We start from the raw sequence: 11,603 nt of genomic DNA, 5'->3' as shown, positions 1-11,603 counted from the left end.
ATATTTGTAAAGTATAACCAAAATTTGGTTATACTTTTTTGTTTTTAATCCAAGAAATCTATGAAAAAGCTGATAGGTAAAGCAATGTTAAAAATATTAGGCTGGAAAGTCGTTCTACAGGGCGATGTGAACAACCTGAACAGATGTATCCTTGTGGTAGCACCACACACCCATAATATGGAATATATTTTAGGAAATTTCGCCTATTGGTCTCTGGAAAAGCCTCTAAAAATCATCATTAAAGATGCTCATACCAAAGCCTGGTACGGAAGTATCGTAAAAGGACTCGGAGGTATCGGGATCGACAGAACCCAAAAAAATGATCTGGTGAATTTCGTAGCCAGCAAGTTTTCTAAAGAAGATTTCAGTCTTGTGATTACCCCGGAAGGAACAAGAAGCTGGGTTCCGAAATGGAGAAAAGGCTTCTATCATATGGCGTTGGCAGCAAAAGTACCTATTGTACTGGCCGCTGGTGATTTCAAAAGAAATGTTGTTTATCTGGGCTATACCATTCCCTACGAAAGAATAGCATCAGTTCCTTTTTCAGAAATCATGCAGGAAATTCAGGACTATTATATCAAAAATGATATTGTACCTAAGGTCCCGGCCAACTGGAATCCCAATATTATGGGGGAATAAATAGAAAACAAATCAATCATCATTTATCAATTATAAGAAATGAAAGGTCAGACAAAAGAAGAAATATTAGCATTCATCAATAACTGGGGCGATGTAACTCTTGCAAAAACTCTTGAAATAAAATTCATCGATATTGATCTCGAAAATGAAATCCTTACCGCGACTATGCCCGTTCTTCCAAGAACGCATCAGCCATTTGGGATCATGCACGGAGGAGCAAGCTGTGTTTTAGCTGAAACATTAGGTTCAAGCCTGTCTAATATCTTTATCGATGGCGAAAAGTATTACGGAGTGGGAACCAATATCAATTCTAATCACTTAAAAAGCAAAAAAGACGGAATTGTAACTGCTACAGCGCGCTTCATCAGAAAAGGGAAAACCATGCACGTTTCAGAAATTGAAATCCGTGACGAAAAAGGAGTTCTCATCAACCACACAACAATGACGAATAATATCATTCACAGATAATTTGCCGCAACATAAAAAATAAAGAGCTTAAAATAAATTTAAGCTCTTTTTATTTTGACATTTTTAAGACTAGTAATACCTTTGCAGAAAGGAAAATCAACTTCGGAATTTTCTCTATTATTTCCGGCAGTTAATTTTCAAAATGTATTCACAACCCATGATTTATTTCAAACTTCCTTTCGACGATAGATTGCAGTCTGTAGATGAAAAAAACAATAAAAATGCAATTCATTTTCATTCTTACAACGGTCTTACCCAAATCAGCTTTAATGGAGATATTTTTGAAATCGACCCTGTTGAATTTAATAAAATGTTCATTACAAATGAACAACTGATTAACAGTACACCCAATCTTATCGCTGAAACCAAAGAGGAATACTGTAATACCTTGCAGCAAGTGATCAGCGTTATTGAAGAGAATCATCTGCCAAAATTGGTTTACTCCAGGAGAAAGATCTTTACAGACTTTAGTACCATTGATTATAAAGAAAGTTTTAAAAATCTTTGTCAGTCTTATCCTAATGCGTTCAGATATTTGTTTAATGACGGAGAGAATGCCTGGATGGGTGCTTTTTCAGAAGTATTGGGAAAATTCAATAAATCGACCCATGAGTTTGAAACCATGGCTTTAGCAGGTACTCTTCCTGTCTCAGAAGGCTGGTCTGAAAAAGAAATTGAAGAACAAAAACCTGTAACTACTTATATTCAGAACATTCTTAAGAATTATTCTGACCATATACAACAGTCGGAAACCTATGACCATATTTCCGGAAATATAAAACATTTACGAACGGATTTCAAAACCAATATCAAACCGGAGGATCTTGATAAGCTTATTCAGGATCTGCACCCTACTCCCGCTGTTTGTGGAATTCCTAAAGATTTTTGCAATGAAAACATTCGTAAATACGAGAAATTCCCACGTGAATTCTATGCCGGTTATATTAAGATCGAAACTGATGAAAGTATTCTGTACTTTGTGAATCTGCGTTGCGCAAGACTATATAAAGATGCTGTACATGTTTTTGTAGGAGGTGGAATAACAGCTCAAAGCAATCCGGAAAAAGAGTGGACGGAAACGGAACTGAAGTCTGAAGCGATATTGAAAAACCTGGTTATTTCTTAGGAGTTTGGACAGTTTCTTATCCGTCAGTTTGTATTTAACCACAGATCTCACACCTTTTCACAAATAAAGGTATTTACATATATTTTTCTACGCTGAGTGTAACGCCTTTGCGAACGATTTCAACGCCATTTATAAAAACCTTGCAAACCTTGCGTTTTTAATATAAGCTTTAGCTAAAGCCCGCCTCTATTGATACAAAAAAACAGTACTGAAATCTAATGGCAACCAGCCCTGCTACCCGCTACCTATTACCTATTACCTATTACCTAATCCCTGCTACCTAATAAAAACAAAAAAACCTCCTTCCAGTGAAAGAGGCTTTATATCTATAATGAAATATTCAATTTATTTCTTTACACCGATTCTGCTCCAGGTATCCATTACAAAAAGCAGGATAAGACCTATAGCAGCAGCTGATGCTGAAAATACAAACCTAATGTTATCTTCATCTCCTAAGATATCTGTTATCTGCCAGTTGATAGCATAAAGATTGATCGCGATGAATACAATAAACAGTACTAAAAATACTTTATAAAACTTCTTCATGACTCTTAAAAATTAATATAATTCTGCACCAACTGGGCAAAATTTGCGGTGAATAATTTAATTGAAATTGCCAAAAGGATAATTCCGAAAACTTTCTGAAGGATCATTAAAGTAGCATCCCCAATTTTTCGTTCCAACCATTTCGCTGATTTCAGCACCAAATATACGAAAATTGTATTAAGAATAATTCCGAAGATAATATTAATATCATGAAATTCAGCTCTAAGAGACAGTGCCGTTGTTAAAGTTCCGGCTCCCGCAACCAGCGGAAATGCGATGGGTACAATAGATGCGGCCTTTGCTTCGGTTGTTTTATTAATTTCAATTCCTAGAATCATTTCCAGGGCTATGACAAAAATCACAAAAGCTCCGGCAATAGCAAAGGAATTTACATCCACTCCAATAAGCTTAAGGATTTTATTTCCTACGAAAAGGAAAACAATCATAATCGCACCAGCAGTGATTGCCGCCTTTCCGGCTTCAATCTGTCCAAACTTCTGCTGAAGACTTACTATAATAGGAACTGAGCCGATAATATCGATCACGGCAAAAAGAACCATAAAGCTGGTAACGACCTCTTTAATAGAAAAAGCATCAAAAATTTCCATCTCTTTGTAATTAAAAATTTCGCAAAAATATGAAAATAAACTGACTATTTGCTAATTTGCGAATATAAATTAACAATTGTTTTCAAAAGTTCTTCAAGCGCATCAGCAGATTTCACAGGATTATACTTCTCCATCTGAACTCTCTGCTGCAATTTACTGTACTCTTCTGCAACTGAAGATCCTTTATGTTTTTCAAGGAAAGTCTTAAACTCTGCTGCAGAGCCTTGGAAATACTGGCTTCTTACTTCCTGATCCAATTCCTCCAGGGTCGTAAAGAACTTTTCATACTCACCATTATCTTTAAGATTTTCCAGATATCCGAAATAATCATTAATATCTGTTTTCAGCAATTCTCTGATCTCTTTTTCTGTTTCAGCCACTGAACCTAAAGGTTTTGACGGTACAGTTTCCCTAACTAATGTACGTTTTTTTTGCCAATTTTTAAATAACAGATACGCAACAAATAAGCTGATCAGAATGGCAATATTCGTTAAAAGGATATTCCAGTGGAACTTACTTTTTTCTTTTACTTTAAACGAAGTGGTTTTTAAAACCGGAGTATTTACTGTTTCCAAAAGGTTATTGGTATACTCATTTACCTTCTCCACTGTAGAGCGGGCTTCTAAGATCTGATCATGAGAAAAAGCATTTAGATCCAGTGTTTTTTGCCCAAGATCTACATATTCTTTGTTTTCAGGATCAAAGAAAGCAAACTGTTCAGTTTTAATAGAAATTGCACCGGATTTTTTTGGAATGATGACATAATTAGCCAGAATCTCCCCTTTCATTCCTGTAGTTCCCGGAGAAACTTTAGAGGTTATTTTCGGAGGAAAAACTTCATAATCCGGAGATGCTGTAATTTTAGGAAGCTCCATATCCGGCAAGTTTCCTTCTCCTGAAACCTTCACTACAACATTCAATGGTTTTTTGGCTTCCGGCTTTTCTTTGGAAGCACTATATACGTTGACATTAAAGTTTCCAACTGCATTTTTAAAACACTCAGGCGCTCCTTCCGGAAGTTTCCTTACATTAATTTTTACTTTATTGGAAACAATTTTGGCTTTATTAGAATAGGTACTTACAGAAGCTGATACCCCAGGAACCTCCACATATCCGGCTTCATTAGGAAATACCATAAACATGGCCAGCACCTGTGAAGGCATATTTCCATATCCGGATGGATCTATCTCTGATTTATCAAAATTGATAGGATGTACATTGATGTTATCCTGCTGTGGAAGATGGATATTTTTCACCTTTCTCAGGTTATCCATATTTCTTGAATATACTCTAAGAACAGCAATGGTAGGCTGATCCTGATATACTTCCCGGTCATCAATCTCCATATTCAGATAAACATCATTGGATGTATTGGCAGCTAAAGCTCTTCTATCAACAATATCACGGATATTGACATCGAAAGGTTCTGTTTTGTAGATTTTGTTGTTGACTGTAACCAGAACTGAACCGATTTTTATTTTTCCTTTTTTCTTAGGTTCAAGGGCAATTCTGGATACTTTTTGAGTAATTAAAGTATTGGTAGCCGGATCAATCACCGTATTGGTAACAGATCCACTTCCTATAATATTAAATTTTGAAAGATCCGGAAGCTGGAAACCTGTCTGCTGTACAAGGTCAGTTCCGTTAAGTTCAAGAACAATGGTAAGGTTTACAATATCTTTCCCTGCATACTCGGATTTATCAGCATCCAGAGTAAGATTTACCTGTCCGTAAGTAATTACGGATGCAAGGGTAAGCAATATGTAAATCAATTTGTGCTGCATCACCAATCTTTCTCGTTGCTTTCAGGCATCGAATAAGAATTTTTGTTTAAAATTCTTCTGGCGGTTTCTTTTTCTTTTTCGTTTATTTTATCTAAGATCGCATTTTCAAGATTCTTAGGCATTCTGCCTTCGTTATTCTGATTCTGCTTAGAATTATCACCCTGATCGCTTTTGCCTTCGTTTTGCGGGCCATTCCCTTGATCCTGTTTTTTGTCACCTTTCTGATCATCATCTTTGTTCTGATCATTTCCGCCGCCGCCTTTTCCTGAGTTATTCTCCTGGTTCTTTTGTTGTTTTTTTTCTTTCTCTTTCAGTTTGGCAATCTCATAATTTTTTCTGGTTACCTCACTGTAGGGATCCTGCTTCAAAGCTTTTTTATAAAAATCAGCAGCTTTTTCCGGCTGATTCATCTGCATATAAGCATTCCCTAAATTATGAAGAGCGGCAGTCTTATCAGGAAGTGTTTGTGAAAGTTTTTCTGCTTTTTCAAACTCTGCTTTTGCCTCTTCGTATTTTTTACTTTTATATAATGCATTCCCCATATTATAATGCGCTGTAAAATCCTTATCATTAGATTTTATAGCTTCCATATATTTTGAGGAGGCTCCGTCATAATCTTTACCGTCAAATCTCTGGTTGCCTTCGTGAACTAAATTTCTGTAGTTTTCCTGCCCAAACAATAAGCCTGAGAACGAGATAGCAACAATAAACGATAAAAATATGATTTTAGTATTCATCACTTGCAAAATTATTCCTTTATATGTTAAGAAACAGAGTTTTATTTGTTAAAATTCGGTTAAAGTACTTGTAGAATTTCTTCTATATAATGAGGAAATTTACACATTAAAGTCCTTTTTAGGATTAAAAATATAAATTAAAAAGAAAAACAGAATAGATACTCCAAGGAAATATTGATAATAATGGTTGGCATTCTGTGATTTCACCATGGTTTCAGCACCTGCCGACTTTTTATTGACTGCATCAACAATTCTGTCTGGAGCTTCATTGATATTATTTCCGTCAATATAAGCTCCGTCTGTAGATTCTGCCATTTTTTTTAAGGCTTCAGTCTGTCTTTTTGAAATAACCGTTCCTCCGTTCACATCTGTTTTGTACCCCATCAGCTGTCCAAATACATATTCCGGAACCGGAGCTCCTTCATCTATACCAATTCCTACAGAAGTAATGCTTATTCCTTCTTTATTGGCCAGTCTTATTGCTGCATTATCATTTCCTTCGTTATCTTCACCATCACTCAGCAGGATCACTTTTCTGGATCCTTTGCTTACATTTTTAAATTTATCAACAGCAGCCTGCATTCCTTTCAGAAAGTCCGTCCCCTGAATCTGCATAGAATTGGTTTCAATCCCGCTGATATAAGTCTCTGCAGAATTATAATCTGTTGTCAGAGGCATGATAGACATCGCATGCCCAGCAAAAATGACAATACCTATCTTGTCATTATTCATTTTCTTCATGGTAGCTGTCATCAGGTTTTTAGCCTCTGTAAGACGGCTTGGGTCTATATCCTCAGCATTCATAGAATTGGATACATCCAGCATAAAGATCACATTATTCAGTTTCTGAGTACTTTTTACCTCTTCCGAACCATTCAAGAGGTCAATGATAGAAAATATCAGAAATAATGTTCCCAATAAATATAACGCAGGAAAAAACTTTGTAAATCCTGAGCTTTTTTCAAATAAGCTATCGTGAAACTGACTGCCTGCAAAAATTTCTCTTTTTTTGTTTCTCCATTTTAAAAAACGGATCAAAAAGATAGCTAACAGCGGCAGAAGCAACAGTAAAAATAAATACCAATAATTTCCTAAAGACCAACTCATCAGCTTAAAATTTTATAAAACACCCACCTCAACAGTGCATCAAACACCAGCATTCCTAAAGCAATCCAAAGGAATATTTTGAAATATTCTTCATAATTGTACAGTTTAGAAACTTTCACATCAGATTTTTCCAATTGGTTGATCTCATCATATACTTCTTCAAGACTACTGTTTGAGGTTGCTCTGAAGTATTTCCCTCCTGTAGTCTGAGCAATTTCTTTCAAAGTATTTTCATCAATGGTCACCTCGGTTTCTGTAAAGATAAGATCTCCAAAGATATCCTGTGATGTCGGCATCAGCGCATACCCATTGGTCCCGATTCCGATTGCATATACCTTTATATTATTATTTTTTGCCAGTTCAGCAGCAACCTGTGGAGGAATAGCATTCTGAATATTGCTTACCCCATCCGTCATCAGGATGACCACTTTACTTTTTGCTTTGCTTTTAACCAAATGATTCACTGCAACGGAAAGCCCTTCTCCGATAGCCGTACCCGGTTCAAGACCTGCAGAATTAAGGTTTTTAATTTCATCCACAACCACCTGATGATCTGAAGTAACCGGAACTCTGGTAAAGGCATCCGCAGCATATGCTACTACTCCTACCCTGTCATTAGGACGTTTCTGAACAAATTTCACAGCAATATCTTTCAACGCTGTAATTCTGTCTGGGTTCAGATCTTTCGCGAGCATACTTAAAGAAACGTCAATTGACAGCATAATATCTACTCCTTTTGTATCATCCCTGTCCTGAGAAATCGTAAACGTTCTCGGTCTGGCCATGGCAATGATCAAAGCAGAAAGAATGATATACTTTGAAATTTTCAGTAAAAAAAGGACACCCTGGATTCCATCACTGTGGGCCATATTTTTTATGGTAGGGACTTTTATACCTTTTCTTTTCCGTCTTCCGGCATCTTTAATTAAAAGTGGGATAAACAGAAGAAAAAGCAATAAGAACCACGGGCTGTAAAACTCAAAATTAAACATCCTTCCTTAAGTTTTCGAATTCTAAATCTTTGGATGATCTTTTCACAAAGTCTCTGATATTGGCAAAATCGGTCTCCATTGTATTTTGATCTGGAAATGTTTTGGCAAATTTCACCAGGTCTCCTCTCAGGAATACATCTTCTATTATTTTTTCATTGTCCTGCGAAATTGTATTGTTCTTTTTCATGACATCAATAAGGTCATCTGTAAGAAGAACATCTGCAGGAAGGTGATATTGTTTCGTAATGAACGTTCTGGAAATATCGATCAGTTCAACATAGAACGAACGGAAGTTTCCTCCTTCAATATATTTTTTCTTTTTAAGGGAATCAAGTTCTTTCAAAGTCTGATTGGTAGCTACTACCGGAGAGCTTTTGGATTTTCTGCCCCATTTTACAATCATAATAATTGCAATGATCAAAGCAATACCCGCAAGTGCTGCCAGAACATAAAACTTATACAGTTCCCAATAATCTTTGGCTTCAAGCTTCACCTGCTTATTATTCATGATATCATTGATCTGATCTGCTTTTTGAGCAGTATTAATGACATCTATTTCATAAGGAATGGTCTTAAGTACTTTGTCACCTACTTTGAATTCCAGTTCCGGAATCGTGAATTTTCCTTCATCAAAAACAGCAAATTCGATCTTCCTTTCATAGGAATTGGCAGTCTGCCCGATACTGTCTTTGGTTTCTTCAAAATGAAAAGGGAGCAGTTCATTTTTCGGGGCGGAAGTTACCTGTTGCTCATTAAGGTTATCAATCTTTATGGTAATATGATTGGTTTCTCCAAGCGCAAGGGTTTTCTTTTCTACGTTAGAGGATAATATCTGTGAAAAAGCATTCGCACAGATCAGAAAAGATAATATTAAAAGTATTTTTCTCAATGTTAAAATAATAAAGGCAAGTGCCTGATGTTTTTATTTACGGGCTGAGCCCTGTGTTATTTTTTCTGAAAATAATTATACAATAATTTTGAATAATCTGAACCGGTATTGATGTTCATAAAGCTTGCCGAACTATTGGCAAAATCTTCTTCCAGAGTTCTCAGTTTTTGTTTCTGAGCTTCTGCAAAAGTATACCGCCATCTTGCACTGGAAGTATTGGCCCAGATCTCCTTTCCTGTTTCTACATCATACAGACGGGCATATCCTACGTCAGGAATTTCGTTATCTTTTTCATCAAAAATCCTCATTCCCAACAGCTGATGTTTCTTTGAAGCCACTCTCAGCATTTTGGAATCATAGTCATCTTCAAAGTCTGAAAACAGAAAAACGAGCGATTTCCTTTTGAAAATACCCATCATATATTCCATTGCTTTGTCTATTTTAGATTCTGCAGGAACATAATCTGCGGTCAGAATATTGCTGATAATGGAAAGAATATGTTTTCTTCCTTTTTGGGGAGGAATTACTTTGTATACTTTATCAGCAAACAGAATCAATCCTACTTTATCGTTGTTTCCGGCTGCTGAAAATCCTAAGCTTGCTGCTATTTCTGCTACATATTCTCTTTTCAGCTGGACTTTCGTACCATAATCCATAGAAGCGGAAATATCAACAAGAATCATCATCGTCAATTCTCTTTCTTCTTCCATTACTTTCACGAATGGCTCACGGAACCTTGCGGTTTTATTCCAGTCGATTCTTCTGATCTCATCTCCAAACTGGTAAGGACGAACTTCAGAAAAAGTCATTCCCTGTCCTTTAAAAGCGCTGTGATATTGCCCCATCAAAGCAGCCTCCGTCTTTTTTCTGGTACGGATTTCAATCTGCTTTACTTTTTTTACAATATCTTTTATCTGCATTGACAAGTTTAAAATTTAATGTTTAATGTGGGTTGCGTGATTCGGGTTTCGAGTTAGTCTTTTAGCTCAATAGAAACATTCAACCATTCATTATCAAACTTCGGACTGTATTTTTTATAAAAATTGATAGCAGGCTCATTCCAGTTCAATACCTGGAACACCATTCCACTATAGTTGTTTGATTTGCCATATTCCAATGTTGCATCAAATAACAGCTTTCCGATCTTCTTTCCTCTCAATCTTTCTGTCACAACGAGATCTTCAAGATACAGCCTTCTTCCTTTCCATGTTGAATATCTGTCGTAATACAGTGATATTCCAACGATTTCGCCTTCAAATTCTGCGACAAAAGCTCCCCAAACCGGAGAATTTCCAAAACCATCCTGAATAAATTCATCCAGCGTCACTGTTACTTCATGCAACGCTTTTTCATATTCTGCCAGTTCTTTTATTAAATCCAGCATGGAAGTACAATCTTCCAGAACGGCTTTTCTTATTGTTACCTCACTCATTATGGTGCCTGGATTTTTGCTAAAATTCTATTAACGATTTCTTCTGATGAAACTTCTTCTGCTTCAGCCTCGAAGGTCAAGCCTATTCTGTGTCTCAACACATCTTTTGCCAATGCTTTTACATCTTCAGGAATAACGAATGCTCTTCCTTTTAAAAACGCATATGCTCTTGAAGCAATAGCAAGGTTAATGGATGCTCTTGGAGAGGCTCCAAAGCTGATATAATTTTTAAGTTCAGAAAGACCATAATTTTCCGGATAACGCGTTGCAAATACCATATCCAGAATATATTTTTCAATTTTCTCATCCAGATAAATCTGGTTGATTAATTCTTTCGCATCTACAATATCCTGAAGGGAAATCACTGGTTTCACAGACGGCTGATGTGAAGTGGAAACCATTCTCATCACCTGTCTTTCATCTTCGAAAGAAGGATAATCTATGGTACATTTCAGCATAAAACGGTCACTCTGTGCTTCAGGCAGCAAATAAGTACCTTCCTGATCAATTGGGTTTTGGGTTGCCAATACCAGGAACGGCTTCGGAAGCTTCATGGTTTCATCGCCAATTGTCACCTGTTTTTCCTGCATTACCTCCAAAAGAGCCGACTGTACTTTTGCCGGCGCACGGTTGATCTCATCCGCCAAAACAAAATTCGCGAACACAGGTCCTTTTTTTATAGAAAAATCATTGTCTTTGATATTGTAAATCATCGTTCCCACTACATCTGCAGGAAGCAAATCCGGCGTAAACTGAATTCTTGAAAACTCACCATGAACAGCATCTGCCAACGTTTTTATAGCAAGGGTTTTGGCCAATCCAGGCACCCCTTCCAAAAGAACGTGACCATTCCCCAAAAGCCCTACCAAAAGACGGTCTACCATGTAATCCTGCCCAATAATAACTTTGTTGATTTCCTGTCTCAGAAGAGAAAATAAGTAGTTTTTTTCTTTTACTTTTTCCGTCAATTGGCGGATATCTTCAGCTTGATATATCTCTGACATAGCTTGATTTAAAATAAGTGGTAAATTTCTGATAAATACTTGCATTAATCAACACAATAAATGCCATTTTTGAGTTAAAGTTTGTTAAAAATTCCGGGATTAACGTGATATTTAAAGCTATAATCCTGAATTTCCTGTCTATAAATAAATCCATATATCCGGGTTATTCCATTAGATTCATCCACCTGCTTTAGCCATTATTCATATAAAAAGTGCTGCAAAATTACTTTCACAACACTTTTCATTTATTTTAATTTTGATCAAAATCTAA

At 36.4% G+C, this 11,603-nt stretch carries 13 protein-coding genes; 3 read left to right on the top strand and 10 right to left on the bottom strand.

Annotated features, from left to right (window positions below):
• Window positions 1-60: 60 nt before the first annotated feature.
• The 3 genes from GFU89_RS10125 (at window position 61) to GFU89_RS10115 (ending at window position 2,233) form a co-directional block, all read left to right on the top strand.
• Window positions 61-639 (top strand): 1-acyl-sn-glycerol-3-phosphate acyltransferase, encoded by a 579-nt coding sequence (locus GFU89_RS10125; protein WP_318847013.1) that lies wholly within the window; start codon window positions 61-63, stop codon window positions 637-639.
• Between the two features lie 39 nt (window positions 640-678).
• Entirely contained in the window at window positions 679-1,107 is a 429-nt protein-coding gene (locus GFU89_RS10120) for a hotdog fold thioesterase (RefSeq protein WP_318847012.1), read from the top strand.
• A gap of 157 nt (window positions 1,108-1,264) precedes the next feature.
• Window positions 1,265-2,233, top strand: coding sequence for a chorismate-binding protein (locus GFU89_RS10115; RefSeq protein WP_318847011.1), 969 nt, complete (start codon window positions 1,265-1,267; stop codon window positions 2,231-2,233).
• 345 nt (window positions 2,234-2,578) lie between these two features.
• Here the strand turns inward: GFU89_RS10115 and GFU89_RS10110 are convergent, their stop codons facing one another.
• The 10 genes from GFU89_RS10110 to GFU89_RS10065 form a co-directional block, all read right to left on the bottom strand.
• Complete coding sequence (locus GFU89_RS10110; protein WP_318847010.1) at window positions 2,579-2,779, bottom strand: hypothetical protein; 201 nt, start codon at window positions 2,777-2,779, stop codon at window positions 2,579-2,581.
• Window positions 2,780-2,784: 5 nt separating this feature from the next.
• On the bottom strand, window positions 2,785-3,387 hold the full coding sequence (locus GFU89_RS10105) for a MarC family protein (protein WP_318847009.1): 603 nt from the start codon (window positions 3,385-3,387) through the stop codon (window positions 2,785-2,787).
• Between the two features lie 44 nt (window positions 3,388-3,431).
• Window positions 3,432-5,171: a BatD family protein gene (locus tag GFU89_RS10100; protein ID WP_318847008.1), complete on the bottom strand. Its 1,740-nt coding sequence runs from the start codon at window positions 5,169-5,171 to the stop codon at window positions 3,432-3,434.
• A complete protein-coding gene (locus tag GFU89_RS10095) occupies window positions 5,171-5,908 on the bottom strand; it encodes a tetratricopeptide repeat protein (protein ID WP_318847007.1) in 738 nt (245 codons plus the stop codon). Before GFU89_RS10095 ends, GFU89_RS10100 begins: the two co-directional genes overlap by 1 nt.
• A gap of 99 nt (window positions 5,909-6,007) precedes the next feature.
• Window positions 6,008-7,015, bottom strand: coding sequence for a vWA domain-containing protein (locus GFU89_RS10090; protein ID WP_318847006.1), 1,008 nt, complete (start codon window positions 7,013-7,015; stop codon window positions 6,008-6,010).
• Window positions 7,015-8,007, bottom strand: coding sequence for a VWA domain-containing protein (locus tag GFU89_RS10085; RefSeq protein ID WP_318847005.1), 993 nt, complete (start codon window positions 8,005-8,007; stop codon window positions 7,015-7,017). Before GFU89_RS10085 ends, GFU89_RS10090 begins: the two co-directional genes overlap by 1 nt.
• The gene (locus GFU89_RS10080; RefSeq protein WP_318847004.1) at window positions 8,000-8,896 is read right to left on the bottom strand and encodes a BatD family protein; all 897 of its coding nucleotides are present in this window, start codon (window positions 8,894-8,896) and stop codon (window positions 8,000-8,002) included. Before GFU89_RS10080 ends, GFU89_RS10085 begins: the two co-directional genes overlap by 8 nt.
• A gap of 56 nt (window positions 8,897-8,952) precedes the next feature.
• Window positions 8,953-9,816: a DUF58 domain-containing protein gene (locus GFU89_RS10075; protein WP_318847003.1), complete on the bottom strand. Its 864-nt coding sequence runs from the start codon at window positions 9,814-9,816 to the stop codon at window positions 8,953-8,955.
• Between the two features lie 53 nt (window positions 9,817-9,869).
• Window positions 9,870-10,328: a GNAT family N-acetyltransferase gene (locus GFU89_RS10070; protein WP_318847002.1), complete on the bottom strand. Its 459-nt coding sequence runs from the start codon at window positions 10,326-10,328 to the stop codon at window positions 9,870-9,872.
• Window positions 10,328-11,332 (bottom strand): MoxR family ATPase, encoded by a 1,005-nt coding sequence (locus GFU89_RS10065; protein WP_318847001.1) that lies wholly within the window; start codon window positions 11,330-11,332, stop codon window positions 10,328-10,330. The genes GFU89_RS10070 and GFU89_RS10065 overlap by 1 nt, the downstream gene beginning before the upstream one ends.
• Window positions 11,333-11,603: the final 271 nt, after the last annotated feature.

The sequence above is a fragment of the Chryseobacterium sp. JV558 genome (assembly GCF_033712365.1).
Classification (GTDB): Bacteria; Bacteroidota; Bacteroidia; order Flavobacteriales; family Weeksellaceae; genus Chryseobacterium.
Note: the sequence above shows the minus strand (reverse complement) of the source record. Positions and strands in the feature narration are given on the sequence as shown.

Excerpts from the sequence above, each read along its gene's own strand:
- GFU89_RS10115 (WP_318847011.1), top strand. The coding sequence starts at position 1,265 with ATGATTTATTTCAAACTTCCTTTCGACGATAGATTGCAGTCTGTAGAT.
- GFU89_RS10075 (WP_318847003.1), bottom strand. The coding sequence starts at position 9,816 with ATGCAGATAAAAGATATTGTAAAAAAAGTAAAGCAGATTGAAATCCGT.
- GFU89_RS10105 (WP_318847009.1), bottom strand. The coding sequence starts at position 3,387 with ATGGAAATTTTTGATGCTTTTTCTATTAAAGAGGTCGTTACCAGCTTT.
- GFU89_RS10110 (WP_318847010.1), bottom strand. The coding sequence starts at position 2,779 with ATGAAGAAGTTTTATAAAGTATTTTTAGTACTGTTTATTGTATTCATC.
- GFU89_RS10090 (WP_318847006.1), bottom strand. The coding sequence starts at position 7,015 with ATGAGTTGGTCTTTAGGAAATTATTGGTATTTATTTTTACTGTTGCTT.
- GFU89_RS10095 (WP_318847007.1), bottom strand. The coding sequence starts at position 5,908 with ATGAATACTAAAATCATATTTTTATCGTTTATTGTTGCTATCTCGTTC.
- GFU89_RS10125 (WP_318847013.1), top strand. The coding sequence starts at position 61 with ATGAAAAAGCTGATAGGTAAAGCAATGTTAAAAATATTAGGCTGGAAA.
- GFU89_RS10100 (WP_318847008.1), bottom strand. The coding sequence starts at position 5,171 with ATGCAGCACAAATTGATTTACATATTGCTTACCCTTGCATCCGTAATT.
- GFU89_RS10120 (WP_318847012.1), top strand. The coding sequence starts at position 679 with ATGAAAGGTCAGACAAAAGAAGAAATATTAGCATTCATCAATAACTGG.
- GFU89_RS10085 (WP_318847005.1), bottom strand. The coding sequence starts at position 8,007 with ATGTTTAATTTTGAGTTTTACAGCCCGTGGTTCTTATTGCTTTTTCTT.
- GFU89_RS10065 (WP_318847001.1), bottom strand. The coding sequence starts at position 11,332 with ATGTCAGAGATATATCAAGCTGAAGATATCCGCCAATTGACGGAAAAA.
- GFU89_RS10070 (WP_318847002.1), bottom strand. The coding sequence starts at position 10,328 with ATGAGTGAGGTAACAATAAGAAAAGCCGTTCTGGAAGATTGTACTTCC.